The 26,974-nt window shown below is 60.9% G+C and carries 24 protein-coding genes and 1 pseudogene; 12 read left to right on the plus strand and 13 right to left on the minus strand.

Translation table 11 applies throughout. The annotated features are described in order from the left end of the window. Positions 1–18 precede the first annotated feature (18 nt). The 12 genes and pseudogenes from ubiE to CKW32_RS23500 all read left to right on the plus strand — a co-directional run bounded on the left by ubiE (position 19) and on the right by CKW32_RS23500 (position 10,155). The gene (gene ubiE, locus CKW32_RS23450) at positions 19–789 is read left to right on the plus strand and encodes a bifunctional demethylmenaquinone methyltransferase/2-methoxy-6-polyprenyl-1,4-benzoquinol methylase UbiE (RefSeq protein WP_003171186.1); all 771 of its coding nucleotides are present in this window, start codon (positions 19–21) and stop codon (positions 787–789) included. Then, the gene (locus CKW32_RS23455) at positions 789–1,412 is read left to right on the plus strand and encodes an SCP2 domain-containing protein (RefSeq protein ID WP_095186134.1); all 624 of its coding nucleotides are present in this window, start codon (positions 789–791) and stop codon (positions 1,410–1,412) included. The genes ubiE and CKW32_RS23455 overlap by 1 nt, the downstream gene beginning before the upstream one ends. Further along, the gene (ubiB, locus tag CKW32_RS23460; protein WP_032890218.1) at positions 1,409–3,013 is read left to right on the plus strand and encodes a ubiquinone biosynthesis regulatory protein kinase UbiB; all 1,605 of its coding nucleotides are present in this window, start codon (positions 1,409–1,411) and stop codon (positions 3,011–3,013) included. Before CKW32_RS23455 ends, ubiB begins: the two co-directional genes overlap by 4 nt. Positions 3,014–3,054: 41 nt before the next feature. Continuing rightward, a complete protein-coding gene (gene hisI, locus CKW32_RS23465; protein ID WP_032890216.1) occupies positions 3,055–3,447 on the plus strand; it encodes a phosphoribosyl-AMP cyclohydrolase in 393 nt (130 codons plus the stop codon). A gap of 2 nt (positions 3,448–3,449) precedes the next feature. Further along, a complete protein-coding gene (locus CKW32_RS23470) occupies positions 3,450–3,782 on the plus strand; it encodes a phosphoribosyl-ATP diphosphatase (protein WP_003209299.1) in 333 nt (110 codons plus the stop codon). Positions 3,783–3,808: 26 nt separating this feature from the next. Then, positions 3,809–4,087, plus strand: a complete 279-nt coding sequence (locus tag CKW32_RS23475) for a twin-arginine translocase TatA/TatE family subunit (RefSeq protein WP_032890214.1) — start codon at positions 3,809–3,811, stop codon at positions 4,085–4,087. 10 nt (positions 4,088–4,097) lie between these two features. Next, positions 4,098–4,508 carry a Sec-independent protein translocase protein TatB gene (gene tatB / locus CKW32_RS23480; protein ID WP_095186135.1) on the plus strand — a complete coding sequence of 137 codons (411 nt, stop codon included), beginning with the start codon at positions 4,098–4,100 and terminating at the stop codon, positions 4,506–4,508. After that, on the plus strand, positions 4,505–5,296 hold the full coding sequence (tatC, locus tag CKW32_RS23485; protein WP_032890209.1) for a twin-arginine translocase subunit TatC: 792 nt from the start codon (positions 4,505–4,507) through the stop codon (positions 5,294–5,296). Before tatB ends, tatC begins: the two co-directional genes overlap by 4 nt. Continuing rightward, on the plus strand, positions 5,293–6,000 hold the full coding sequence (locus CKW32_RS23490) for a 16S rRNA (uracil(1498)-N(3))-methyltransferase (RefSeq protein WP_095186136.1): 708 nt from the start codon (positions 5,293–5,295) through the stop codon (positions 5,998–6,000). The genes tatC and CKW32_RS23490 overlap by 4 nt, the downstream gene beginning before the upstream one ends. 276 nt (positions 6,001–6,276) lie before the next feature. Next, positions 6,277–7,245, plus strand: a pseudogene (locus CKW32_RS28930) (methyl-accepting chemotaxis protein); the annotation flags it as partial. A gap of 144 nt (positions 7,246–7,389) precedes the next feature. Then, complete coding sequence (locus CKW32_RS28935) at positions 7,390–8,103, plus strand: methyl-accepting chemotaxis protein (protein WP_371854030.1); 714 nt, start codon at positions 7,390–7,392, stop codon at positions 8,101–8,103. Positions 8,104–8,247: 144 nt separating this feature from the next. Further along, a complete protein-coding gene (locus tag CKW32_RS23500; protein WP_163033285.1) occupies positions 8,248–10,155 on the plus strand; it encodes a methyl-accepting chemotaxis protein in 1,908 nt (635 codons plus the stop codon). Positions 10,156–10,181: 26 nt separating this feature from the next. On the opposite strand, the gene CKW32_RS23505 is transcribed toward CKW32_RS23500, so the two are convergent. The 13 genes from CKW32_RS23505 to hutH (CKW32_RS23565) all read right to left on the minus strand — a co-directional run bounded on the left by CKW32_RS23505 (position 10,182) and on the right by hutH (CKW32_RS23565) (position 26,973). After that, the gene (locus CKW32_RS23505) at positions 10,182–10,916 is read right to left on the minus strand and encodes an amino acid ABC transporter ATP-binding protein (protein WP_032890203.1); all 735 of its coding nucleotides are present in this window, start codon (positions 10,914–10,916) and stop codon (positions 10,182–10,184) included. Continuing rightward, entirely contained in the window at positions 10,909–11,868 is a 960-nt protein-coding gene (locus CKW32_RS23510) for an amino acid ABC transporter permease (protein ID WP_032890201.1), read from the minus strand. The genes CKW32_RS23505 and CKW32_RS23510 overlap by 8 nt, the downstream gene beginning before the upstream one ends. A 181-nt stretch (positions 11,869–12,049) precedes the next feature. Further along, entirely contained in the window at positions 12,050–12,847 is a 798-nt protein-coding gene (locus CKW32_RS23515) for a transporter substrate-binding domain-containing protein (RefSeq protein WP_032890199.1), read from the minus strand. A 220-nt stretch (positions 12,848–13,067) separates the two neighbouring features. Next, a complete protein-coding gene (locus CKW32_RS23520) occupies positions 13,068–13,868 on the minus strand; it encodes a transporter substrate-binding domain-containing protein (RefSeq protein ID WP_032890197.1) in 801 nt (266 codons plus the stop codon). Between the two features lie 184 nt (positions 13,869–14,052). Continuing rightward, positions 14,053–16,623 (minus strand): glucans biosynthesis glucosyltransferase MdoH, encoded by a 2,571-nt coding sequence (mdoH, locus tag CKW32_RS23525; RefSeq protein WP_032890196.1) that lies wholly within the window; start codon positions 16,621–16,623, stop codon positions 14,053–14,055. Then, a complete protein-coding gene (locus CKW32_RS23530) occupies positions 16,616–18,352 on the minus strand; it encodes a glucan biosynthesis protein G (protein ID WP_032890634.1) in 1,737 nt (578 codons plus the stop codon). Before CKW32_RS23530 ends, mdoH begins: the two co-directional genes overlap by 8 nt. Before the next feature lie 267 nt (positions 18,353–18,619). Continuing rightward, a complete protein-coding gene (dtd, locus tag CKW32_RS23535; protein WP_095186139.1) occupies positions 18,620–19,057 on the minus strand; it encodes a D-aminoacyl-tRNA deacylase in 438 nt (145 codons plus the stop codon). Further along, positions 19,054–20,025, minus strand: a complete 972-nt coding sequence (gene pip, locus CKW32_RS23540; protein ID WP_032890191.1) for a prolyl aminopeptidase — start codon at positions 20,023–20,025, stop codon at positions 19,054–19,056. The genes dtd and pip overlap by 4 nt, the downstream gene beginning before the upstream one ends. A 197-nt stretch (positions 20,026–20,222) precedes the next feature. Next, the gene (hutG, locus tag CKW32_RS23545) at positions 20,223–21,023 is read right to left on the minus strand and encodes an N-formylglutamate deformylase (RefSeq protein WP_095186140.1); all 801 of its coding nucleotides are present in this window, start codon (positions 21,021–21,023) and stop codon (positions 20,223–20,225) included. A gap of 11 nt (positions 21,024–21,034) precedes the next feature. Continuing rightward, positions 21,035–22,240 carry an imidazolonepropionase gene (gene hutI / locus CKW32_RS23550; protein WP_095186141.1) on the minus strand — a complete coding sequence of 402 codons (1,206 nt, stop codon included), beginning with the start codon at positions 22,238–22,240 and terminating at the stop codon, positions 21,035–21,037. Between the two features lie 15 nt (positions 22,241–22,255). Beyond that, entirely contained in the window at positions 22,256–23,665 is a 1,410-nt protein-coding gene (locus CKW32_RS23555) for an amino acid permease (RefSeq protein WP_095186142.1), read from the minus strand. 215 nt (positions 23,666–23,880) lie between these two features. Next, positions 23,881–25,419 (minus strand): histidine ammonia-lyase, encoded by a 1,539-nt coding sequence (gene hutH / locus CKW32_RS23560; RefSeq protein WP_095186143.1) that lies wholly within the window; start codon positions 25,417–25,419, stop codon positions 23,881–23,883. A gap of 45 nt (positions 25,420–25,464) precedes the next feature. Next, the gene (hutH, locus tag CKW32_RS23565; RefSeq protein ID WP_095186144.1) at positions 25,465–26,973 is read right to left on the minus strand and encodes a histidine ammonia-lyase; all 1,509 of its coding nucleotides are present in this window, start codon (positions 26,971–26,973) and stop codon (positions 25,465–25,467) included. Between the last annotated feature and the right edge of the window lies 1 nt (position 26,974).

Below are 26,974 nucleotides of genomic sequence, written 5' to 3' on the forward strand. Positions count from 1 at the left end.
TCTTTTGGTGACAGCGATATGACTGATCAGCGCAAAGGCAGCGATGCCGAACCCACCACTCACTTCGGCTTCAAGAACGTTCCGGAAAGCCAAAAAGCGGAAAAAGTCGCTGAGGTGTTCCACTCCGTCGCCGCCAAGTACGACCTGATGAACGACGTGCTCTCCGGCGGTATGCACCGCCTGTGGAAGCGCTTCACCATCGAGTTGTCGGGTGTGCGCACCGGCAACCGTGTGCTGGACATCGCCGGTGGCACCGGCGACCTGGCCGCCAAGTTCTCCAAGCTCGTCGGGCCGACCGGTCAGGTCGTGCTGGCAGACATCAACGGTTCGATGCTCAAGGTTGGCCGTGACCGCCTGCTCGACAAGGGTGTGGCCGGCAATATCGAATTCGTCCAGGCCGACGCTGAAAAGCTGCCGTTCCCCGACAACCATTTCGACTGCGTGACCATCGCCTTCGGCCTGCGCAACGTGACCCACAAGGAAGACGCGATCCGCTCGATGCTGCGCGTCCTCAAACCGGGCGGCCGCCTGTTGGTGCTGGAGTTTTCCAAGCCGACCAATGCGCTGATGTCCAAGGTCTACGACACCTACTCCTTCGCCTTCATGCCATTGATGGGCAAGCTGATCACCAATGACGCCGAAAGCTACCGCTACCTGGCCGAATCGATCCGCATGCACCCTGACCAGGAAACCCTGAAGTCGATGATGGTAGAAGCCGGTTTCGACCGTGTGACCTACCACAACATGACCTCGGGTATCGTCGCCCTGCACCGCGGCATCAAGCCCTGATGCTGCTCGCAGGCCTGCTCGCCAGCGTCGAACACGGCCTCAACCGTGTGCTGCGCCTGGACAGTACCGCCTTGGCGCGGCTCGCGCATTTAGAGGGCAAGGTCATTGCCGTCGACTGCACCAGCCCCGCCTTGCAGCTTTTTATCCTGCCCAGCGACGAAGGCCTGCTGCTGGCCAGCCAATGGGCCGCCGAAGCCGACTGCACTCTGCGCGCGCCGGCGTCGAGCCTGTTGCACCTGGCCCTGAGCCGCAACAAGACCGCCATCCTGCACAGCCCTGAAGTGGCGCTGGAAGGCGACAGCGCGGTGCTGATGGACTTGGCCGCCGTGCTGCAAGACCTGGAGCTGGACTGGGAATACGAGCTGTCCCGCTGGATCGGCCCCGTGGCCACCCAGTTGATAAGCGGGCACCTGCGCAGCCGCACGCGCTGGTACCAGCAAGGGTTTGCCAGCCTCAACCAGAACCTCGCCGAATACCTGAGCGAAGAATCGCGCACCCTGGTCGGGCAGCAGGAAGCGCAAGCGCGCTTTCGCGAACTCGACAAGGCCAAAATCGACCTGGAACGCCTTGAGGCGCGCTTCGAGCGCCTGAGCCGTTCCCTTGATCCAAGCGATAACGCATGAAGCTGCTCGCCGTCCGCCGTTTGTTTCGTATCCAGCGCGTCGTAATCCGCTACCGCCTCGATGACTTGCTGTTCGCCCTACCCTTGCCGTGGTTTCTGCTGGCGGTGCGCTATGTGCTGCCGTGGCGCTGGTTTCCGCGCAAGCAACTGGAGCTGAACCGCGGTGCGCGTCTGCGTCTGGCGCTTCAGGATTTGGGGCCGATCTTCATCAAGTTCGGGCAGATCCTCTCGACGCGCCGCGATCTGCTGCCCGAAGACATCGCCGACGAATTGATGCTGTTGCAGGACCGCGTACCGCCGTTCGATTCACAGCAGTCGATGAAACTGATCGAAGAACAGTTGGGCAAGAAGATCAGCGAGGTCTTCACCCGCTTCGACGTCGAGCCGCTGGCCTCGGCCTCCGTGGCACAAGTCCACGCGGCGCAGCTCAAGACTGGCGAAGAAGTGGTCGTGAAGGTCATTCGCCCAGGCCTGAAGCCGATCATCGGTCAGGACCTCGCGTGGTTGTTCATCCTCGCCCGCGCTGCCGAACGTTTCTCTGCCGATGCGCGCCTGCTGCACCCGGTGGACGTGGTCGCCGACTACGAAAAAACCATCTACGACGAACTCGACCTGCTGCGCGAAGCCGCCAACGCCAGCCAACTCAAGCGCAACTTCGAGGGCTCGCAGCTGCTGTACGTGCCGCAAGTGTATTGGGACTGGTGCCGCCCGAAAGTGCTGGTGATGGAGCGCATCTACGGCGTGCAGGTCACCGACCTCGCCACCCTGGCCGACCAGCGCACCGATATGAAGATGCTCGCCGAACGCGGTGTGGAGATCTTCTTCACCCAAGTGTTCCGCGATAGCTTCTTCCACGCCGACATGCACCCGGGCAACATCTTCGTCAGCACCGTCAACCCGTGGAGCCCGCAGTACATCGCGATCGACTGCGGCATCGTCGGCAGCCTTACCCCGGAAGACCAGGACTACCTGGCGCGCAACCTGTTCGCCTTCTTCAAGCGTGACTACCGCCGCGTGGCGCAGTTGCACATCGACTCAGGCTGGGTGCCGGCGGAAACCAAACTCAACGAATTCGAAGCAGCGATCCGCACCGTGTGCGAACCGATCTTTGAGAAACCGTTAAAAGACATCTCATTTGGTCAGGTGTTGATGCGCCTGTTCCAGACCGCGCGGCGCTTCAATATGGAAGTGCAGCCGCAGTTGGTACTGCTGCAAAAAACCTTGCTCAACATCGAAGGCCTGGGCCGTCAGTTGTACCCGGACCTCGACCTGTGGAACACCGCCCAGCCGTTCCTCGAACGCTGGATGCGCGAGCGCATGAGCCCGAAAACCGTGTTGGGTAACCTGCACAGCCAAATGGAACAACTGCCGCACCTGGCCAACATGACTCGCGACTTGCTTGAGCGCATGTCCCAGCCCCACGCCAAGGATCCGGAACCGCCGTGGCGCAAGCGCAAGGATGACTGGTTCCTGCGCCTGCTCGGCGCCGCGCACCTGGTGGGCGGTGTGATGCTGGCCATTGGTGGGCCGTTGAATCAACTGGGCCACTGGCCTGCGGGGATCATGGTCGCCGTGGGTGTTTATCTGATCGTGCGTCGATAGCCAATCCGGTTATACACTGTCGCAAATTGCCGGAGCCGAACATGAAAGACTGGCTGGACGAGATCAAGTGGGACAGTGACGGCCTGGTGCCGGCCATTGCCCAGGACTACAAGACCGGGCGCGTGCTGATGATGGCCTGGATGAACCGCGAGGCCCTGAGCCTCACTGCCACTGAGCAGCGTGCCATTTACTGGTCACGTTCCCGTGGCAAACTGTGGCGCAAGGGCGAAGAGTCCGGGCACGTGCAGACCCTGCACGAGATGCGCATCGACTGCGACGCCGACGTGGTGATCCTCAAGGTCGAGCAGATCGGCGATATCGCCTGCCACACCGGCCGTCACAGTTGCTTCTATCGCGTGTTCGAGAACGGCGAGTGGAAAACCGTCGAACCGGTGCTCAAAGACCCGCACGCCATTTATTCCGCAGGACACTGACCATGAGCGATACCCTGAACCGCGTGGCCCAGGTGCTGGAAGACCGCAAAGGTGCGGACGCCGACAGCTCCTACGTCGCCAGCCTGTACCACAAGGGCCTGAACAAAATTCTGGAAAAGCTCGGCGAAGAATCCGTCGAGACCATCATCGCCGCCAAGGATGCGCAAATCAGCGGCGACTGCAGCGATGTCATCTATGAGACCGCCGACTTGTGGTTCCATAGCCTGGTCATGCTCGCCCAACTGGGGCAGCATCCACAGGCAGTGCTGGATGAACTGGACCGTCGCTTCGGCTTGTCCGGGCATGCCGAAAAGGCCTCGCGCCCGTCCGCTTGAATAACTAAGACTAGAGGATTTGCAGCATGGGCATTTTTGACTGGAAACACTGGATCGTCATTCTGGTGGTCGTGGTACTGGTGTTCGGCACCAAGAAACTCAAGAACCTGGGCACCGACGTGGGCGAGTCGATCAAGGGCTTTCGTAAAGCCATGAACGACGACGAAAAGCCTGCCGACCCCGCCGCCAATCCCGTACCGCCGGTCCAGCCTGTGCACCCGCAGGCCGCCCAGCCGATCACCGAGCGTCGCACCTTCGACGTGCAGGCTGAGAAAGTCGAAGAGCCGACCCGCAAAGACTCGTGAGCACTGAATAATGTTTGGTATCAGCTTCTCTGAACTGCTGCTCGTCGGCCTCGTGGCCCTGTTGGTACTGGGGCCGGAACGCCTGCCCGGTGCCGCGCGCACGGCCGGCCTGTGGATCGGGCGCCTGAAACGCAGTTTCAACGCGATCAAACAGGAAGTTGAACGGGAAATCGGCGCCGACGAGATCCGCCGCCAACTGCACAACGAGCACATTCTGTCGTTGGAGCAGGAAGCACGGAAGATTTTGTCCCCTGTCCAGGAGCCCGCCAAGCCGGTGGAGCCTGTGGCCGAGCACAGCATTGCGCCAGCGGTTGAGCCTACGCCCGCCGCCCCGACGCCTACCGCGCCAACCGAGCCTGCGCCGACGCCCGTTGCGTCGCCCGCGCCCCATGACCCTACATTGCCGCCGCGAGCCCCATGAGCGCTGATAAACCGGAAAACGACCAGCACATGCCGCTGGTCTCGCACCTCACCGAGCTGCGTACGCGCCTGCTGCGTTGCGTAGCGGCCATCTTCATCATCTTTGCCGGGCTGTTCGCCTTTACCCAGCAGATCTATACCTTCGTTTCCACGCCGCTGCGCCAGTACCTGCCGGCCGGCGCGACGATGATCGCCACTGACGTTTCATCGCCGTTCCTCACGCCGTTGAAACTGACGATGATGGTTTCGCTGTTCCTGGCGATCCCGGTGATCCTGCATCAGATCTGGGGCTTTATCGCGCCGGGCCTGTACAAGCACGAGAAGCGCATCGCGGTGCCGTTGCTGGTATCGAGCATCCTGCTGTTCTACACCGGCATGGCGTTCGCGTACTTCCTGGTATTCCCGTTGATCTTCAAGTTCTTCGCCGCTGCCACTCCGGCCGGCGTGGAGATGATGACCGACATCACCAGCTACCTCGACTTCGTGATGACGCTGTTCTTCGCCTTTGGCGTGGCCTTCGAAATCCCGGTGGCCGTGGTGCTGCTGGTGTGGATCGGCGTGGTCAACGTGGCCTACCTGAAGAAGATCCGCCCGTACGTGATCATCGGTTGCTTCGTGGTCGGCATGATCCTGACGCCGCCGGACATCTTCTCCCAGACCCTGCTGGCCGTGCCGATGTGGATGCTGTTCGAGATCGGCATCCTGTTCAGCGGTTTGATCAGCAAGCGTGGCGATCACCCGGATGACCAACCCGTCGACGACGAACAGCCGCCAGCGACCCAGCCGTGAACCTGCTGCTGCTTGAAGAGGCCGACTTTATTGCGGCCGACCGGGTGATCCTGCGCGATCGACGCCTGGTGCATATGCAGGAGGTCCACCGCGCCGCCGTAGGCGACAGCCTGCGCGTGGGGCGCATCGGCGGGTTGATGGGCGCAGCGCAATTGTTGCGCCTGGAAGCCAGCGAAGCCGAGCTGCAAGTGAGCTTCGACCAACCGCCTCCAGCCAAGCTGCCCCTGACCCTGATACTGGCCCTTCCCCGCCCGAAAATGCTGCGCCGGGTGCTGCAAACCGTTGCTGCCATGGGCGTGCCGAAGGTGGTGCTGGTCAATAGTTACCGAGTGGAAAAGAGCTTCTGGCAGACCCCGTTCCTGGAGCCCGAGGCGATACGCGAGCAACTGATCCTTGGCCTGGAACAGGCTCGGGACACGGTGCTGCCCGAGATCATCATCGAAAAGCGCTTCAAGCCATTCGTCGAAGACCGCCTGCCGGCCATGACCGAAGGCACCCTTTGCCTGATCGGCCATCCAGGCGATTACCCAGCTTGCCCCCGTGGGCTGGATGAGCCGGTTACCCTGGCAATCGGCCCGGAAGGCGGCTGGATCCCCTACGAAGTGGACCTATTGGCCAAGGCTGGCTTGCAGCCGGTACAACTCGGCGCACGGATCCTACGGGTTGAAACCGCCGTCACCGCCCTGCTCGCCCGCCTCTTCTAACAACGGCGCTGTCCCCTTGTGAGAGGGGCTCGCCCCCGATGACGGTTTGTCAGCTGATAAATATATCGACCGATCCCCCCTATCGGGCGCAAGCCCCCGCCATTAGAGCTGCCTCGCTACAGAATCCCGGGCGCAGGCCGATAACCCCTGAATAAGTCCAAGCCTTGTTCCAGGGGAGTTCGCAGCATGTATCGTTGGTTAGCCGAAAAGCTGGGGAATGTCAGCGTCAAAACCAAGTTGGGCGTAGGTTTCGGCCTAGTGTTACTACTCACACTGATGATCACCTTCACCGGCTGGACCGGCCTGGGCGATGTGATCAGTCGCGGTGACAAGCTGGGCTTTATCTCCAGCCTCAATGGATTGACCAAGGACCTGCGCCTGGCTCGCCGGGACTATGAATTGCGCCATGGCGAACAAGGCCCAGGCGCGGTCAGCGAATTGCTGGACAAGCTCAATAGCGGCCTGAATAAAGCCCGCAACCTAATTGAACAACCCGCCGACGCGGCCCTGGTCGATGAACAGTTGGCCGCCGTGGACCGGTACAAGCGCGCATTCGGCGACATGGTGCAAGCCAGCGCCAACCGTGAAAACGCCCGCAGCAAGCTGGGGGATACCGCTGACAACGCGGTGCTCAAGATCAATGAGATCGAGAAGGCCCTGCTGCAAGGCGACAGCGTCACCCAGTTCAACACTGTGGTGGAAGCGAGCAAACTGATACAGCAGGCGCGCTTCCAAGTGCGCGGCTATACCTACAGCGGCAAGGTCGAAGCCGAGCAACCCGCACTGGATGCCATCGACAATGCCCTGAAGAAAATCACCAGCCTCAACGGCCAACTGCCTGAGCAATATTCGACCAACCTGCAACAGGCCAGCGTCTCGCTGCAAGCCTACCGCGCCGCTGTCAGCCAGTACCGCGACTCGCAGGTGGCCAGCGCTGCGGCCCTTAAAACCATGAGCGATCAAGGCGATCTGTTGCTCGGCCACAGCGACAAACTGACCCTCTCCCAAACCGTGGTGCGCGACACCGATGCCGCGCAAGCCAAGTCCCTGTTGCTGCTGGCAACTGTGCTGGCGTTGATCTTTGGCCTGGTGGCGGCCTGGGCGATCACCCGCCAAATCATTATCCCGCTGGACCAAACGCTCAAGGTCGCCGAGCGCGTCGCCTCGGGTGACCTGAGCCACAACCTGACGTCTTTGCGCCAGGACGAGCTGGGGCAGTTGCAGAGGGCTATGCAGAGCATGACCGTGGGCTTGCGCGAGTTGATCGGCGGCATCAGCGAGGGCGTGACCCAGATCGCCAGCGCTGCTGAGCAACTGTCGGCTGTCACCGAACAGACCAGCGCCGGGGTCAACAGCCAGAAGGTCGAGACCGACCAAGTAGCCACCGCCATGAACGAGATGGCCGCGACCGTGCAGGAAGTCGCGCGCAACGCCGAAGAAGCCTCTGAGGCCGCCGCAGCGGCTGACCAGCAGGCCCGCGAAGGCGACAAGGTGGTCGGTGAAGCCATCGCCCAGATCGAGCGCCTGGCCACTGAGGTCGGCAATTCCACAGTCGCCATGGGCGACCTTAAACGGGAAAGCGACAAGATCGGCAGCGTGCTCGACGTGATCAAATCCGTGGCCCAGCAAACCAACCTGCTGGCCCTCAACGCCGCAATCGAAGCCGCCCGCGCCGGTGAAGCCGGACGTGGCTTCGCGGTGGTGGCCGATGAAGTGCGTAGCCTGGCCCAGCGCACGCAGAAGTCCACCGAAGAGATCGAAGAGCTGATTGCCGGCCTGCAGAGCGGCACCCAACAGGTGGCGACCATCATGGACAACAGTCGCAGCCTCACCGACAGCAGCGTCGAGCTGACCCGCCGTGCCGGCAGCGCATTGGAGAACATCACCCGCACGGTCTCGACTATCCAGACGATGAACTCCCAGATCGCCACCGCCGCCGAACAGCAAAGCGCTGTGGCGGAAGAGATCAACCGCAGCGTGCTGAACGTGCGCGATGTCTCGGAGCAGACGGCTGCGGCCAGTGAAGAAACCGCCGCGTCGAGCACCGAACTGGCGCGCCTGGGCACGCATCTGCAAGCACTGGTGGGTCGCTTCCGAGTCTGACCTCCCTCCCCGCGCGGCGACCTGTCCTGGGTCGCCGCCTGCAATCTATGAAACTTCCTACACGTTTATCAGCCCCTCCCGATCTTCAAAGACACTAGCGTTCAGGTCAGTTCAGTGTGCTCACGCACTTGTCGGAGGTTAATCATGCTTCGTCGAATGACTCACCTGCTGGGTAACGCCAGTGTCACCCTCAAATTGGCCCTGGGCTTTGCCCTGGTACTGGCCCTGAGCCTTGTCATTGCCGTGACCGGCTGGCAAGCATTAGCGGCGTCCCTTTACCGATCACAAACGCTGAGCGTGCTGGCACAACTGGCGGTGGCCGGCGAAGAACTGCGCACCGACAGAATCCTCTATCGCACCCTGGACGACGCCGAAAGCCTCAGTCGATTGAGCGCGAGCATGGAGAAAGTCGACAAGGCCCTGGCGGAGCTGTCCAACAGACTTAAGGTGCCGAAAGCCATTCAATATCTGCAGGAGATGACGCGGATGTCTGCCACGTTCAAATCCACACTCAAGGGCGTGCCCGCGCTGGTGGAAAAACGCGAAAGTGCCCGGGAACAGCTGACACAGAGCACCACGCGGGCCGGCGATGTTCTGGCACAACTGGCTAGCGACTTGCCTGATCAGGAAGATGAAAAAGCCCTGGATGCCGTCGAAAACCTGCGCCAGGCCATGGAACAGGCCGAGGACCGTGCCAAGAGCCCGGCTTGGGCTTCAAGTTCGCTCGATGCGTATGGACAAGCCGTGGTTGACGCAGAACGCAGCCTCGAACTCGCCCAGGCTGAAGTGGCCAAACTGGCGGTCGACAGTGACGCGATGAAAAACGCCGTGCTCAGTATCCGCACCCAGCTGACCCGCCTTAAAGACACCCAACTCACGACCGAAAGTAGCCATAACCAGTTGGAGCAGCAGTTGGATCAGTTGCTCGCGCAGAGTGACCTCTTGAGCCAGGATCAGACCCAACGACGCGACAGAGAAGCCGACCAAGCCCGCATTCAGACCTTGGGTATTGCGGCTGCCGCGGTGCTCTTCGGCGCCTTGGCCGCCTGGGTGATTGCCGGACAAATCGTGCACCCGCTGCGCAAGGCGCTCATGGTGGCCAACCGCATTGCCGAGGGTGATCTGAGCAACGAAGTGCAGTCACAGCGCCGCGATGAGCTGGGCCAGTTGCAACGCAGCATGAGCCAAATGACGCTGAACCTACGGGGGTTGGTTGGCAACATCAGCGACAACGCACGGCAAATCGCCAGCGCCGCCGAAGAGCTCTCTGCCGTCACTGAGCAAACCCGCGCCGGGGTGAATAATCAGCGCGATGAAACCGAGCAGGTGGCGACGGCCATGAACCAGATGCTGGCCACCGCCCAGGAAGTGGCGCGCCACGCCGAGCAAGCATCGATTGCCGCCGGCCAGGCCAATCAGCAGGCTGAACTGGGCGATCAGGTGGTCACGGATGCCGTGGCACAAATTGAACACCTGGCCCATGAGATGGCTCGATCAAGCGAAGCCATGTTGGGGCTGCAACGGGAAAGCCAGAAAATCGGCAGCGTGCTGGACGTAATCAAGTCCGTGTCGCAGCAGACCAACCTGCTGGCGCTCAATGCCGCGATTGAAGCCGCACGGGCCGGTGAGGCAGGCCAAGGCTTCGCCGTGGTCGCCGATGAAGTGCGCAGCCTCGCCCGGCGGACACAGCAGTCCGCTGAAGAAATCGAAGAATTGATTGGTGGCCTGCACAGGGGCACCCAACAGGCGGCCGATATCATGGACTACAGCCGCACCCTGACCGACAACAGCGTCGGCCTGACTCGCAACGCCGGGGACGCCCTGACGGAGATCGCCCGCACCGTGGCCATCATCCAGGAAATGAACCCGCAGATTGCCGCAGCGGCCGAGGAGCAAAGCGCGGTGGCCGAAGAGATCAATCGTAGCGTCTTGAAGGTCCGCGATGCCTCGGAGCAAACCGCTGCCGCCAGCGAACAGACGGCGGCGGCGAGTATCGAGTTGGCGCGACTGGGAACGGATCTGCAGCAATGCGTAGGGAGGTTCAAGATATGAACCTCCCGGTTTCAGTGGCCTTGGGCTTACAGAACCTGACGCAGGAACGCTTGGGCACGCGGGTCTTTTGGCGAATCAAAAAACTCGGCCGGTGCCGCATCTTCCAACAACTTGCCGTGATCGAAGAACAACACACGGTCCGCCACTTCGCGGGCGAAGCCCATTTCGTGGGTAACGCAGACCATCGTCATGCCTTCCAGGGCCAAGGTCTTCATCACGTCCAGCACTTCGCCGACCATTTCCGGGTCGAGGGCCGAGGTGGGCTCGTCGAACAGCATCACCTTGGGCTCCATCGCCAGCGCCCGGGCGATCGCCACCCGTTGTTGCTGGCCGCCGGACAGGCGTGATGGGAACTCGTTGGCCTTCTGTGCAATGCCGACCTTTTCCAGCAGGGCCAAGGCCTTGGCTTCGCGCTCTTGCTTGCCGCGCTTGCGCACGACTTTTTGCGCCAGGCACAGGTTCTCCAACACAGTCATGTGGGGGAACAGGTTGAAGTGCTGGAACACCATGCCGACTTCACGACGATAGGCGTTCACGTCGGTTTTCGGGTCGGCCAGTTGCAGGCCGTCGATGCTCACCGAGCCCGAGTCGAACTCTTCCAGGCCATTGAGGCAACGCAGGAAAGTCGACTTGCCGGAGCCGGACGGGCCGATCACCACCAGCACTTCGCCCTTGGCCACCTGGGTGGTCACATGGTCTACCGCACGCACTACATGGCCACGGGTGTCGAAGACTTTTACCAGATCGCGGACTTCAATCACTTTGGGCGAGCCTCCGCTCAAGCCGGCTGGCCATTTTCGACAGCGGCAGGTTGATCAGCAGGTACAGGCCTGCGACGCAGAACAGGATTTCAAACGGCGAGAACGAGGTCGTGATGACTTCGCGACCGCTCTTGAGCAGTTCGGTAATGGCGATCACCGAGACCAGGGACGTGTCTTTCACCAAGCTGATGAATTGCCCTGCCAAGGGCGGCAGTACGCGCTTGAAGGCTTGCGGCAGCACCACATGGCGCATCGACTGGCTGGCACTCAGGCCCAAGGAGCGCGCGGCTTCGTTCTGCCCGCGGGTGATGGACTGCACGCCGGCGCGAACGATTTCGGCCACATAGGCGCCGGTGAACAGCGACAGCGCGGCGATCCCGGCAAATTCCCGTGACAGGTTGAGCACCGTGCCAATGAAGAAATAGAAAATGAAGATTTGCACCAGCAGCGGGGTGCCACGTACCAGTTCGACGTAGATCGTCGACAGATCACGCAAGGTCGGGTTATTGGAAAGCCGGCACAAACCGGTGGCAAGGCCAATCGCCAGGCCCAAAATCCCGGAAACCACCGACAGCCACAGCGTGGTCCACAACCCCCACATCAGCGGGCCCAACGCCCAATGACGATTCACACCAATGACATCGCCTTCGGCCACGTCATCACCGCGCGCCACTTGCAGACTGTTGTCGGCAACCGTCACCTTTTGCTCGTTGCCAGCGTCGTTGCGCAGGGTCACTTCGGCGACGTCGCCGTTACGAACCAGCTCAATGACAGTGGAGATGTCCGCTGCACGCTGTGCTTCTTCGGCCTGGTAGGCGAAGTATTGCGGCACGCGGTTCCAGCGCCATTCGTAGGACATCAGCGAGGTAGCGTAGTACAAGGCGCCGGCCAGGCCGACCAGCACGACCACGGTTAGCAGGTGCCAGGGCCATTGGGCTTTTTTCTGTTTCATTACTCGACATCCAAAAAATTCGAAGGCATGCGCCTTTGTGTAGTGAGCGGATTTGACCAGCGCTGGGAGGCAAGCCGCCCCAAAATCATGCGCCTCGGTATTTCTGAAACACCGCTGCGTCTGGATTTAGGGCGGCTTCGCCCCCCAACGCGGGGCAAGCCCGCTCACTACAGGACAGCCTTTATTCCATGTCCTTGAGCCACTCTGAGCTCTTGAACCACTTGTCATGAATGCGATCGTAGGTGCCGTCGTTCTTGATCTGGTGCAGGAAGTTGTTGATGAAGTTGATGCTGTCGTAATCACCTTTCTTCAGGCCAAACGCCAATGGCTCGAAGGTGAAGGGTTCGTCCAGGAACACCAGCTTGCCGTTGCCGACTTTCTTCTCGGCAACCACGTTGTACGGTGCGTCATACACAAAGGCATCGGCCTTGCCGTTGACTACGTCCAGCACGCCTTCCTGCTCGTTGTCATAGCCGTGGTACTTGGCTTTGGAGATCAGCTTCTTGGCGACCATTTCACCGGTGGTGCCAAGCTTGGAGGTCAGGCGGTATTTCTCGTCGTTCAGGTCTTTGTAGGACTTGATGGTGCCTTCCAGGTCCTTGCGAATCAGCAGGGTCTGGCCGACCACGATGAAGGGTTCGCTGAAGTTCAGCCGCAGGTTGCGCTCCTGGGTCAGGGTCATGCCGCTGCCGATCATGTCGAATTTGCCGGTGAGGAACGCGGGGATGATGCCGTCATAACCCGTGGAAACCAGCTCCAGCTTGACGCCCATGGACTTGGCCATGGCCTTGAGGATGTCAACTTCGAAGCCGATGATCTCACCGCGCTTGTCTGTCATCTCGAACGGCATGTAGGTCGGATCCATGCCGACTTTCAGCGTGCCGCGCTTGACCGCATCGTCGATGGCGCCAGCCTGGGCCGCATTGGCCGCGACCAGCGCGGTGACGCCAAGCAGCAGCATCGAAAGATACTTTTTCATCATCAAGTCCCCTGAACGATTCTTATAAGGTCGGCGCGCAAAAAGGGCTGCACCATTTCGGGGTGCGATCCTAACCCACTCGTTGCCCGTCACAAAGGTTTCACGGGCAATTGTTATCAGGGTATGTAGGAAAAGACCCACGACGCTGCGGTCAACCGCAGGGGTAGACACTTGCGCAACCTGACACGGCAATGGGTTGATATGTAAGCAGTTATGACTTTCAGTCGAGTTCTGCCAGCCAGGTGGTGTCCTTGAACCACTTGTCATGCAGCCGATCATAGGTCCCATCCTGAGCCACCTGGTTCAAGAAATGGTTGATCCAGTTAATGCTGTCGAAATCGCCCTTTTTTACGCCAAACGCCAAGGGTTCGAATGTAAACGGTTGCTCCAGCGCCAGCAGCGTGCCGTTCTCCGCCCGGTTCACCGCGATCAGGTTGTAGGGTGCGTCATGGATAAAGGCATCGGCCTCCCCCGCCACGACCTGGCGAACCCCTTCCTCCGGCGTGGCAAAACTACTCAGTCGGGCCGCCCCCAAAAACCGTTGAGCCGCTGCTTTGCCGGTGGTGCCCTCAGTGACAGCGATTCTGTAACCGGCATCGTCCAGGTCTTCAATACTGCTGACCTTGCCCGCCAGACGGGGGTGCAGCAGTACACTCTGGCCCACCACGATGAAAGCGTCACTGAAGTTCAGCCTTAAGTTGCGCTCCTGAGTGACAGTCATACCACTGCCGATCAAGTCGAATTTTTTCGCCAGCAAGCCCGGCAACAGTTCGGTGTAGGGCATCACGACCAGTTCAAGTTCCACCCCCAGCGCCTGGCTCATCACGTTGAGCAGGTCAATTTCAAAGCCGACAATGCGCCCCTGTTTATCGGTCATTTCGAAAGGGATATAGGTGGGGGTGGTGCCAACCTTGAGCACACCACGCCGGACGGCGTCGTCAATCGCACCCGCGTGCACCTGGCTGATTTGAATCAATGCAGCAGCGCTGATAAGCAATGCCGAACAATACCTTTTGAGCATGAATCCCTCGCAGCCAAGAAAATTGGGGGGCGATCCTAACCTAGTCGCGGGCACGCAAATACGCCTCGGACGAGGGTCTTTTGTTTCGAAATAACAGGGCGTCAGGAAGACAAAGAAGAGGCGGGAAACGCTGTAGGACCAGCACTTCGAACACCCCCGAGGTGAGCCCTCGGGGGTGTCTGAATCAGGCCGGTTGGGCCTGGGAGGACAGCGGTTGCAGCGGTAGCAACGGCGCGTGCGGGTCGGCCTTGATCGAATCACGCCAAGCGGCGAGCCACTCGGCATGTCCTTCGCTCCAGACCTGCTCGTGCAGGCGGGCAAGGGCCACCGGATCACTGAGCAAAGCCAGACGCTCACCGTTGTTGAGGCCGGCCGGGCCGACTTTCAAAGCGTGACGCACACGTTCGATACGCAGGTACTCGATAGGCTCAGCCTCACGGTGACGCGAGGTCGCCAGGGCGCAGGCCAGGGCGTTCTGCTGAGGATCAACCACCGAACGCACGAACCCGTCATTGAGGGCGTGCCAACGGTTTTCATGGGTGTACTTCTCCGTCGACAGCAGGGCTTGCGGCGGGTTGTACTCCTCAGGAATCAGGAACAGGCTCTCGTCACGGGACTTGAGGCCCAGCTTGACCCGGCTGGAGATCACCGACACCGGGATCGACAGCATCAGCGAACCCACGATCGGCACCAGCCACCACAGGAAGCTTGGGTTCAGCCACACCACCAGCAGCGCCCACAGGAAGCCCAGCACGGTTTGCGGACCGTGCCGCTTGACCGCTTCACTCCACGGCGTGGAATCGTCGTCACGCTGTGGCGAGTTCCAGGTCGCGGCCCAGCCGAGGAACGCGGCAAGAACGAAACGGGTGTGGAAGATCATGCGCACAGGCGCCAGCAGCATGGAAAACAGCATCTCCAGCAGCATCGACAAGGTCACCTTGAACTTGCCACCGAACTCTTTCGCGCCCTTGGCCCAGATCAGGATGATGCTCAGCAACTTAGGCAGGAACAGCAACACGATGGTGGTGGAGAACAGCGCCACCGCCTTGTCCGGATGCCATTGCGGCCACAGTGGGTACAGCTGGCGGGGAGCCATGAAGTACTGCGGCTCCATCAGCGTGTTCACCGCCAGCAAGGCTGTGGACAACACCAGGAACAGAAACCACAACGGTGCCGACAGGTAGGACATCACGCCGGTCAGGAACACCGCGCGGTGCACCGGGTGCATGCCTTTAACCAGGAACAGGCGGAAGTTCATCAGGTTACCGTGGCACCAGCGACGGTCACGCTTGAGTTCGTCCAGCAGGTTCGGCGGCAGTTCTTCGTAGCTGCCAGGCAGGTCGTAGGCAATCCACACGCCCCAGCCGGCACGGCGCATCAGCGCAGCTTCAACGAAGTCGTGGGACAGGATGGAGCCGGCGAACGCGCCTTTACCCGGCAACGGCGCCAGGGCGCAGTGCTCGATGAACGGCTTCATGCGGATGATCGCGTTGTGACCCCAGTAGTGGGATTCGCCCAACTGCCAGAAGTGCAGGCCGGCGGTAAACAGCGGGCCGTACACACGAGTGGCGAATTGCTGCATGCGCGCATACAGGGTGTCCATGCCCGACGCACGGGGCGCGGTCTGGATAATCCCGGCATCCGGCGTGGCTTCCATCAAGCGCACCAGGCTGGTCAGGCATTCGCCGCTCATCACGGAGTCGGCGTCGAGCACGACCATGTACTTATAGTCACCGCCCCAGCGACGGCAGAAGTCGTCGAGGTTGCCGCTCTTGCGCTTTACGCGACGGCGACGGCGGCGATAGAAGATCTTGCCGAAACCACCGGCCTCGCGGCACACGTCGAGCCAGGCTTGCTGTTCGGCGATGCAGATGTCGGCGTCATTACTGTCACTGAGCACGAAAAAGTCGAAGCGGTCCAGGTCACCGGTAGCGGCCACAGACTCAAACGTCGCACGCAAACCGGCGAATACACGCGGCACGTCTTCGTTGCAAATCGGCATCACCAGCGCGGTACGGGCGTCTTTCGGAATCGGCTCGTCGCCGGCACTTTTACCGGAGATACGATATTTATCGTGTCCGGTAAGCAGTTCCAGAAAGCCCATCAAGGCGGTCCAGAAACCGGCCGACACCCAGCAGAACAAGATCCCGAACATGATCAGGATGCTGGTTTGCAGCGCGTAAGGCAGCACCTGAGTAGCGGTTTGCAGCAGGGTCTGGTTGCGGATCTCGTCGAAGTCAACCAGCGACCAGCCCTGGTACGGCATGATGCCTTTCATGTACCAGCCGGCAACGATGGTCTGACCAAGCATCAGCACCAGCAGGATGTAGCGACGGATCGAACCCACGGTACGCCAGCGCGCGGCCGGCAATACGCGCTCATCTTTCGGCGGTGCCGGCGGATTGCTGCGGCCGGTGAGGCGGCGCCAGCCGCGCACCAGGATATTGGTACGCCAAGGCTCCGGCACCACACGGGTGCGCCGAATCGGTGGCGTGGCCTTGAGGCACACGCGACCGCTGGCGTCGAGCGCCAGCATTTCGGCGTCTTGCAGCTCCTCGGCGGTGCTAAGGGTCAAGCGGCGGCCAACCGACGCCTGGGCGGCGTCGACGGGCGCGTCAAAGGTTGCGGACGACAAACGCTCGTGCAACTCGGTGAAGGATGTGCAGCCCGCCAGTTCGGCGCGCTGCTCAGCGGTCATCGGGAGATGCGCCAGATACTCGGACAGAGTTTCTGGCTGGACTTGAGAATTACTCATCGGCAGGCAACTGATAGCTCCAGGTTTCGGTCAGGACTTGCTCGGTCTTGATCGGCTCCGGTGTGGCTGGGGCAGCTTCTGGCTGCTTGGCTTCCTTGTCTTTCGCGTCTTTCTTGGCCTGTTTCTCGTGTTGCTTGGCCAGGACCTTGTCAGCCTTGAGCACCTGGGTCGAAACCTTCTCCGGCTCTGGCTGCGGGATATCCTGAACCAGGGCAGCACGCATTTCGGTCGGTTTGCCTGCGTCTTTGATCTTCATGCGCAGGGTCAAACGCCAGCCTTTGGTGTGTTCGTTGTAACGCACGCTGTTTTCTACCACTTCAGCGTTGTCACCCACGCTCACCTGGCTGCGCACCGGGGCGTCCGGCAGGAGTTTCTTCAGGGACGGGCCTTCAAAGTCCACCAGGTAGGCGACGCTGCCATCAGGCTGACGGATCAGGTTGGACTGTTTCACATCACCCGTGGAACGCAGGGTCTGCTTGACCCAAGCGCTGTCCGGCGAGTGGAACGCGGCGTCGTCCAGAGTCCAGTGCAGGCGGTAGGCGACTTCCAGCGGCTCGCCGACTTTCGGCAGTACAGCCGGGCTCCAGAAGGCAACGATGTTGTCGTTGGTTTCGTCGGCGGTCGGGATCTCGACCAGATCGACGGAACCCTTGCCCCAATCTCCTTCAGGCTCGATCCAGGCGCTTGGGCGCTTGTCGTAGTTGTCGTCCAGGTCTTCGTAGTGGCTGAAGTTGCGGCCGCGTTGCAGCAGGCCGAAACCACGCGGGTTCTCTACGGTGAAGTTGCTGACCGACAGGTGTTTAGGATTGTTCAGTGGGCGCCAGATCCACTCACCGTTACCGGCATGGATCGACAGACCGCTGGAGTCGTGCAGTTCGCGACGGTAGTTGAGCACCTTGGACGGCTGGTTTGCGCCGAACAGGAACATGCTCGTCAGCGGTGCAACGCCCAACTTGCTGACGTTGTCGCGCAGGAACATCTGGGATTTCACATCGACAACGGTGTCGGTGCCCGGACGCAGGATCAGGCGATAGGCGCCGGTCGCACGAGGGGAATCGAGCAGGGCAAAGATCACCAGGTGCTTGTCACCCGGTTTTGGACGTTCGATCCAAAACTCGGTAAAACGCGGGAACTCTTCACCAGACGGCAGCGCAGTATCGATCGCCATGCCACGGGCGGACAGGCCATACACCTGGTCCTTGCCGACGACACGGAAATAGCTCGCGCCGAGCATGGTCATGATTTCGTCTTGCTTGTCGCTCTTATTGATCGGGAACAAGACACGGAAACCGGCATAACCCAGTTGTTCGGTTGCTTTCGGATCAAACTTCACATCGCCGAAATCGAAACGCGACGGGTCGTATTTGATTTCCTGCACGCTGTCAGCGGTGACTTCGTTGATTTTCACCGGTGTATCGAAATGCATACCCTGGTGATAGAAGGACAGCTTGAACGGGGTGTTCTGATCGGCCCATTCCGCTTTTTCGTTGCGGAAACGAATCTTCTGGTAGTCCGCGAACTTCATTTCGCGAAATTCGTTCGGCAGATTGCTGCGCGGAGCTTCGTATTTCTGCCCAGCCAGCTCTTTTGCCTTGGCCGACACATCATCCAGACTGAATGCCCACAGCTGACCCGCGCCGAACAGGCAAAACAGGGCTGAGCCCGTTACCAGTGCGTTTCGTAACCGTTTGGCAGACAATTTTGGTGCATTACAGGGACTAACAATCACGAGCAACCCTCGCCGAAAACAGATCAAAAAACCAACGGCCAGCTATCTATATGCCAGGTTGGCGAGCATTGTTCCGACTCCCCTGGGTCAAAATGATTCCCCAATGGATGTCGGACAAGTCTCTACCTAAATCAAAAATGGACCAAACAACGCTGATCCCCGTAGCGCGCGATTATCTAGTAGCCCGCGAGACAACGCATCAGGGGCAGCGAAGTATTTGTAGCGAAATCCTGCGTTTTTAGGCATTAAAAGTCGTTTTTAATACATTCAGGTCTGTAACAGAAAGGTCACAGGGCCATCATTGACCAAATGCACCTGCATATCGGCACCAAAACGCCCCGACGCCACCTTGCCATGCAATTGTTGCGCTTGTACCAGCAGGTGATCAAAAAGCGCCGCTCCCAGGGCCGGCGGGGCCGCTGTGGAGAAGCTTGGCCGCAGCCCGCTCTTGGTATCCGCCGCCAACGTAAACTGCGACACCAGCAGCAAACCACCGCCGATGTCCTTGAGCGACAGGTTCATCTTGCCCTCGTCGTCGCTGAACACACGGTAGTTGAGCAATTTGTGCAGCAACTTATCGGCGCTCTCCGGCGTATCTGAAGGCTCAACGGCCACCAGTACCAGCAATCCCTGGTCGATGGCACCGACGACTTCACCCTCGACCTCGACACGGGCGCCACGCACCCGTTGCAACAGGCCCTTCATGCTTCTTCTGGCGGTAGATCAAGCAGGCGCCGTGCCATCTCACCGGTCGCGCGCACCAATGCATCGGTAATGCCGGGCTCGGACGCCGCATGGCCCGCCTCGCGGATCACCTGCAGTTCGCTGTTCGGCCAAGCCTGATGCAGCTCCCACGCGTTATCCAGCGGACAGATCATATCGTAGCGGCCGTGGATGATTACGCCAGGCAGATGGGCGATCTTGTGCATATCGCGAATCAGCTGGTTGGGTTCCAGAAAGGAGTTATTGGTGAAGTAGTGGCATTCAATCCGCGCGATGGACAGCGCGCGCTGCGGCTCGGAAAAACGCTCCACATGCTGTGGGCTTGGGCACAGGCCCAGCATGCGACCTTCCCAGCCGGACCAGGCTTTGGCCGCGTGCATCTGGGCGATCTGGTCGTTACCGGTCAGGCGCTTGTGGTAGGCGGCAATCATATCGTGACGCTCGTCCGCAGGAATCGGCGCGAGGTAGTCCTGCCAGTAATCCGGGAACAAGCGGCTGGCGCCGGTTTGGTAGAACCATTCGATGTCCTGCGGGCGGGCCAGGAAAATGCCGCGCACGATCAGGCCATGCACGCGCTCAGGGTGGGTTTGCGCGTAGGCCAGAGCCAGGGTCGAGCCCCAAGAGCCGCCGAACAACACCCATTTGTCGATGCCCAAGTGCTCGCGGATACGCTCAAGGTCGGCGACCAAGTCCCAGGTGGTGTTGTTTTCCAGACTGGCGCGGGGCGTGGAGCGCCCGCAACCACGCTGGTCGAAGGTGACAATGCGGTACAGATTAGGATCGAAATAGCAGCGACTCTGGGCGTCGCAACCGGAACCAGGGCCCCCGTGGATAAAGACGACAGGCAAGCCTTCGGGGGAGCCACTTTCATCGACATACAGGGTGTGGGTGTCATCGACTGCCAGATCGTGCCGGGCGTAGGGTTTGATCTGCGGGTACCAAGTCTGCATTGCGCGCTCCGTAGGGGGTCGGGTTCATCCCTGAGGGGACGTCTTTTATTTTGCCGTCTGGCACTATAAACCCGAATTGTGCAATGAGCATGTCCTTGAGCGCTTAGACCTGTGTCAGCCCTTCGCCCCTCCACGCCACCTGGAGATCAAATGTGGGAAGGGCTTGCTTCCGATAGCTGTTTCAGCAACACCTAGACTCACCGATAGCGCACTTGCCCCCAAGCCAACAAACCTTCAAGCAACTGCTTCAACACCTCCCGCGTCGGCCCAGCCAAATCCGCGCGATAACGGAACGGCTCGAACTCCTCCATATAAGTGCTCTGGCACAACTCCAACTGCACCGCATGAATATCCTGCGCCGGGTCGCCGTAATGCCGGGTGATATGGCCGCCCTTGAAGCGCCCGTTCAGCACATGGGTGTACTGCGGATGGGCGGCGCAGATGGCTTCCAGCTGGCTGGCCAGTTCGGGATCGCAGGCGGCCCCGTTAAAGGTGCCGAGGTTGAAGTCCGGCAGTTTGCCGTCGAACAGGTGCGGGATCACCGAGCGGATCGAGTGGGCGTCGAACAGCAGCGCGTAGCCGAACTCGGCCTTGAGCCGCGCCAGTTCCTCTTGCAGCGCGCGGTGATACGGGCCCCAGATCTTTTGCAGGTAAGTAGCGCGTTCTGCCTCGCTGGGCTCCAGGCCTTCACGAAACAGCGGCACACCCTCAAATAGCGTGGCCGGGTACAAGCCGGTGGTGGCGCCGGCGTACAGCGGCTTGTCGTCGGACGGCCGGTTGAGGTCGATGACAAAGCGCGAGTACTCCGCCGAGAGGGTGCTGGCGCCGAGCTCTTCGGCAACGTCATACAGCGTGGGGATATGCCAATCGGTGTCCGGCAGGCTTTGCGCCTCGGGGATCAACCCGGCCTCGACCGCAGGTGTCAAACGCACGCCGGCGTGGGGCATGCTGATCAGCAGCGGGGTGCGGCCTTGTTTGAAATTCAGAACCTTATCCACAACAGCACTCCTTAAACAGTGACATCGACGCCATGGCGCACGACGCGTTTATCCAGCTCGCCGCCCAGCCAGTAGGCGAGGTCGGCGGGACGATCAATCTGCCACGCTACAAAATCCGCCACTTTGCCCACTTCCAGTGAGCCATGGGTAGCGCCCATGCCCAATGCGGTGGCCGCATGTTGCGTGACGCCGGCCAGGGCCTCTTCCGGGGTCATGCGGAACAGAGTGCAGGCCATGTTGAGCATCAGGCGCACCGACAGTGCCGGCGAGGTGCCGGGGTTGAGGTCACTGGCGATGGCGATTTTCACGCCGTGTTTGCGCAGGGCCTCCATCGGTGGCAACTGGGTTTCGCGCAGGAAGTAGAACGCCCCTGGCAGCAGCACGGCGACGGTGCCGGATGCAGCCATGGCAATGGCGTCTTCTTCGGTCATGAATTCCAGGTGGTCCGCCGACAACGCGTGATAACGCGCCGCCAGGCTGGAGCCGTGCAAAGACGAGAGTTGCTCGGCGTGCAGTTTTACCGGCAGGCCCAACTGCTGGGCGACCTTGAACACGCGCTCCACTTGCTCAGTGGAAAACGCCAGGTATTCGCAGAAGGCATCCACAGCGTCCACCAGCCCTTCCGCCGCCAGGGCCGGTAGCATCTCGCTGCAGATATGCTCGATGTAGTCGTCGGCGCGGTCCTTGTACTCCGGCGGTAACGCATGGGCCGCCAGGCAGGTGGCGCGCACGCTGACCGGCAGCTCATCGCCGAGACGCCGGGCCACGCGCAACATCTTGCGTTCGTTGGCCAGGTCCAGGCCGTAGCCGGATTTGATCTCCACCGTTGTCACGCCGTCGCGCAGCAGACTGCGCAAGCGCTTGCGGGCGCTGTCGAACAGTTCATCCTCGCTGGCGGCGCGGGTGGCGCGCACGGTGCTGGCGATACCGCCGCCCTTGGCCGCGATCTCGGCATAGCTAACGCCCTCAAGGCGCTGCTCGAATTCGCCACTGCGATTGCCACCAAACACCGTGTGGGTGTGGCAGTCGATCAGCCCGGGAGTGACCCACGCGCCTTGCAGGTCATGCACCTGGGCGTAGTCCGCCGTCGGCACTTGGCTGCGCGGGCCGATCCACTCGATGAGTGAGCCGGCAGTGACCATGGCAGCATCCTCGATGATCGAGTAGTTACCTTGAGCCATGGTTGCAACGTGGCAGTGTTGCCAAAGGGTTTTCATCAACGCCTCCCTAAGTTATCGATGAGACACAGCCGGGTCGTATTGGACGTTGGCCGTATGCCCGGCGGCGGGTTTGACCCACAGCAGGTAGGCAACGACCAGCAGCACGATCCACACGGCGCCGACCAGCAAGGCCGCCTGGGTGTCCGGGAAGTAACCCAGCACACCAAACACAAACAGCATGAATACGATGGCCGCCGCCGGCGCATAGGGCCAGAACGGCACCGGGAATTTCAGCTCAGCGACCTGTTCTTTAGTCATCGAGCGACGCATGGCGACCTGGGTGAACAGAATCATCAGCCATACCCACACGGTGGCGAAGGTGGCAATCGAGGCAATCACCAGGAACACGTTTTCCGGGATCAGGTAGTTGAGCAGCACGCCGCCGAGCAACGCTGCGCCCATCACCACCACGGTCATCCATGGCACGCCCTGTTTGGACAACTGGGCAAAACCCTTGGGCGCCTGCCCTTGCTGGGCGAGGCCGTACATCATGCGCCCGGCACCGAAGATGTCGCTGTTGATCGCCGAGACTGCCGCCGAGATCACCACAATATTGAGAATGGTCGCCGCCGAGCCTATGCCGAGGTTACTGAATATCTGCACGAACGGGCTGCCCTGGCTGCCGATCTGGGGCCATGGGTAGATAGCCATCAGCACAAACAGGGTCAGCACGTAGAACAATAGGATGCGCAGCGGCACGGCGTTGATCGCCTTGGGAATTACGCGCTGCGGGTCTTTGGCTTCGCCAGCGGTAATGCCGATGATTTCGATACCGCCGAAGGCGAACATCACCACCGCGAACGAGGCGATCAGGCCGCCAACATCGTTAGGCATAAAGCCGCCGTGGGCCCACAGGTTGCTCAGGCCGCTGGCCTGGGTCTCGCCCGCCGAATGGATACCGAACAGCATGATGCCGAAGCCGCCGAGGATCATCGCGACAATCGCGCCGACCTTGAGCAGCGACAGCCAGAACTCCATCTCGCCAAACACTTTGACGTTGCACAGGTTCAGGCCGCCGATCAGAAACACAATGCCGAGCACCCAGACCCAGCGCGCGACGTCGGGAAACCAGAAGCCCATATAGATGCCGAACGCGGTGACGTCGGCGAGGCAGACGATGATCATTTCAAACGCGTAGGTCCAGCCGAGAATAAACCCGGCCATGGGGCCCAGATAGGTGCTGGCGTACTGGCCGAAGGAACCGGACACCGGGTTGTGCACGGCCATTTCACCGAGGGCGCGCATCACCATGAAAACCGCGGCGCCGCCGATCAGGTAGGCCAGCAGCACGGCAGGGCCGGCCATCTGGATAGCCGAGGCGGAGCCATAGAACAGCCCGGTGCCGATGGCCGACCCCAGTGCCATGAAGCGAATATGTCGGGCACTTAGGCCACGTTTCAAACCCTTTTCTTGCTGGTGCATTTCTCGTCCTTAATTATTTTTATCCTGAGAAAATTAAAAGCCGCGCTCATGACAACTACTTTTTTTGTGGTGAGCGGGCTTGCCCCGCGCTGTTGTGCGAAGCAACCCCAAATCCGGCTACCGCATTTCACTTGGAGAAATGCGGTGACTGTAGGAGGGGCTGCTACGGAGCCCAGCGCGGGGCAAGCTCGCTCACTACAGAGAGCGAGTGTCGCTTACAGGCTCGGCAGCAACTTCGCCGGCACCAGGTCATTCAGGCAGCGGCTGGCGAGCAGTTCGCTCGCGGCGATGATGTCCGGGGCGAAGAAGCGATCCTTGTCGTAGAACCCCACTTTGGCGCGCAGGACGCCACGGGCTTTTTCCAGTTTCGGCGAGGTTTTCAGGCCTTCCCGCAAGTCCAGACCCTGGCACGCGGCCAGCCATTCCACGGCGAGGATGCCACGGGTGTTCTCGGCCATTTCCCACAGGCGCTTGCCGGCAGCAGGTGCCATCGACACATGGTCTTCCTGGTTGGCTGAAGTCGGAATGCTGTCGACACTATGGGGATGGGCCAGCGCCTTGTTCTCGCTGGCGAGCGCGGCGGCGGTCACCTGGGCGATCATGAAACCGGAGTTCACCCCGCCATTGCCCACCAGGAACGGCGGCAATTGCGACATGTGTTTGTCCATCATCAACGAGATACGACGCTCACTGAGGGAACCGATTTCGGCGATGGCCAGCGCCATGTTGTCAGCGGCCATAGCCACTGGTTCGGCGTGGAAGTTACCGCCGGAAATCACATCGCCTTCGGCGGCGAACACCAGCGGGTTATCCGATACGGCGTTGGCTTCGACCACCAGCACTTCAGCGGCCTGGCGGAACTGGGTCAGGCACGCGCCCATGACCTGAGGCTGGCAGCGCAGGGAGTACGGGTCTTGCACTTTGTCGCAGTTCTGGTGCGACTGGGAGACCTCGCTGCTTTCGCCGAGCAGGTCGCGGTAAGCGGCAGCCGAATCGATTTGCCCACGCTGGCCGCGCGCGGCATGAATACGCGCGTCGAACGGCGAGCGCGAGCCCAGCACTGCTTCAACGGTAAGGCCGCCACAGGCCAGGGCGCCAGCGAACAGGTCTTCGCCTTCGAACAGGCCGCGCAGGGCATAAGCAGTGGACACCTGGGTACCGTTGAGCAACGCCAGGCCTTCTTTAGCCGCGAGGGTCAGCGGCGTGAGGCCGGCGACTTTCAGCGCGTCAGTCGCTTCCAGCCATTCACCTTTGTAGCGCGCCTTGCCTTCGCCCAGCAGCACCAGGGACATATGGGCCAGCGGCGCCAAGTCACCGGACGCACCGACCGAGCCTTTCAACGGAATATGCGGGTAAACCTCGGCGTTGATCAGCGCGATCAGCGCGTCGATCACTTGCCGACGAATCCCGGAGAACCCACGGCTCAGGCTGTTGACCTTGAGCACCATGACCAGCCGCACCAGCGCATCGCTGATCGGCTCACCGACGCCGGCGGCATGGGACAGCACCAGGGAACGCTGGAGGTTTTCCAGGTCTTCGCTGGCGATACGGGTCGAGGCCAGCAGGCCGAAACCGGTGTTGATGCCGTAGGCAGTGCGGTTCTCAGCGAGAATCTGCTCCACGCAGGCAACGCTGGCTTCGATCTGGGCTGAAGCGCTGTCATCCAGACTGAGGGTCACCGGCTGCTGGTAGATGGCCCGCAGTTGGGCAAGGCTCAGTTGGCCTGGAATCAGATTTAACGCAGTCACATTCATACTCCTTGTGAATTGTTCTTTCGAATATTTCTGTTGAATAAGGGTTCAGTGCACATCGGGTAATGCGGTGTCTTTGAGCAGCTTGGCGGCAGCTGCAATGTCCGGCGCCAGCCAGCGGTCCTGCTCGTATGCGGGGACCACTTCACGTAACAATCGCCAAGCGCGGTCGGTACCCGCGCCGAAACGCTGGGCCTTCAAAAATTCAAAGGCCTGGGCCGCCAGCAAGTACTCGATGGCAAGAATCTGGGTGACGTTGGCCAGCAGTTGATGCAGCTTCAGCGCGGCATTGGTGCCCATGCTCAAGTGGTCTTCCTGCAGTCCCGAAGTGACGAAATTATCGAGCACCGCCGGTTGCGCCAGCTGGCGGTTTTGCCCGCACAGTGATGCAGCGACGTATTGCACGATCATCATTCCGGAGTTGACCCCTGGGTTGCTCACCAGGAATGCCGGCAAGCCACTGACGTGCGGGTTGATCAAACGGTCCAGGCGGCGTTCGGCAACCGAGCCGATTTCGGCCATGGCGATGGCGAGCATATCGGCAGCCAGGGCGACGGACTGGCCGTGCGGATTGGCCTGGGACACTACGCGGTACTCGTCCGGCGTGCCAAGCACCAACGGGTTGTCAGTGGCGCTGTTGAGTTCAGTCTCGATCTGGCGGGTGGCGTGCTCCACCTGGTCGCGCGCCGCGCCGTGGATCTGCGGGATCGAGCGGATGCTCAGGGCGTCCTGTGTGCGGAGGCCTTTGCTGCTGGCGATCACTTCACTGCCGTCGAGCAAGGCACGCAGGTTGATGCCAACGTGCTGCATGCCGGGGTGCGGCTTGAGGGCGATGATTTCTTCATCAAAGGCATCGATCTGGCCGCGCTGGGCTTCGAAACTCATGGCGCCGATCACGTCGGCCCACTGCAGCAAGTGATGGGCGTCGGCCAAGGCCAGGCAGCTCAAACCGGTCATGCACGGCGTGCCGTTGACCAGGCACAGGCCGTCTTTGGCGCCGAGTACCACGGGCTGCAAACCTTCTGCCTGCAAGGCTTCCTGCGCCGTCACGATCTGGCCGCGATAACTCACCGTGCCGACACCCAACAAAGCGACACCGACGTGGGCCATGTGAGTCAGGTAACCCACCGAACCTTGGGACGGCACCTGTGGCGTGATGCCGTGGTTAAGCAGCGACAGCAACGAACGTACGACCTGCGGATGCAGGCCGGATTTTCCGTGACTGTAATTGATGACCGCGGCGCAGATAATCGCCCGGGTCTGCTCATCGCTCAGTACCGGGCCGACGCCACAGGCGTGACTCAACAGGGTATTGCGCGACAGCTGGCTGAGTTGCTCGCCCGCAAGCGACACGTTGCACAGCGCGCCCAGGCCGGTGTTCACGCCATACGCGCGTTCGCCGCTGGTGACGATGCGCTGCACGATGGCTTGGGCATTGTCGATGCGGGCCCAGGCTTGGCCCGAGAGTTCCAGCACCGCGCCGTGGCGGGCCACGGCGACCACGTCCTGCCAGCGCAGGGGGGTGTCGGCGATGATGATTTTTGCTGCCTGGGACATG

Origin of the sequence: Pseudomonas sp. Irchel 3H9 (genome assembly GCF_900187495.1) — a bacterium.
Taxonomy (GTDB): Bacteria; Pseudomonadota; Gammaproteobacteria; order Pseudomonadales; family Pseudomonadaceae; genus Aquipseudomonas; species Aquipseudomonas sivasensis.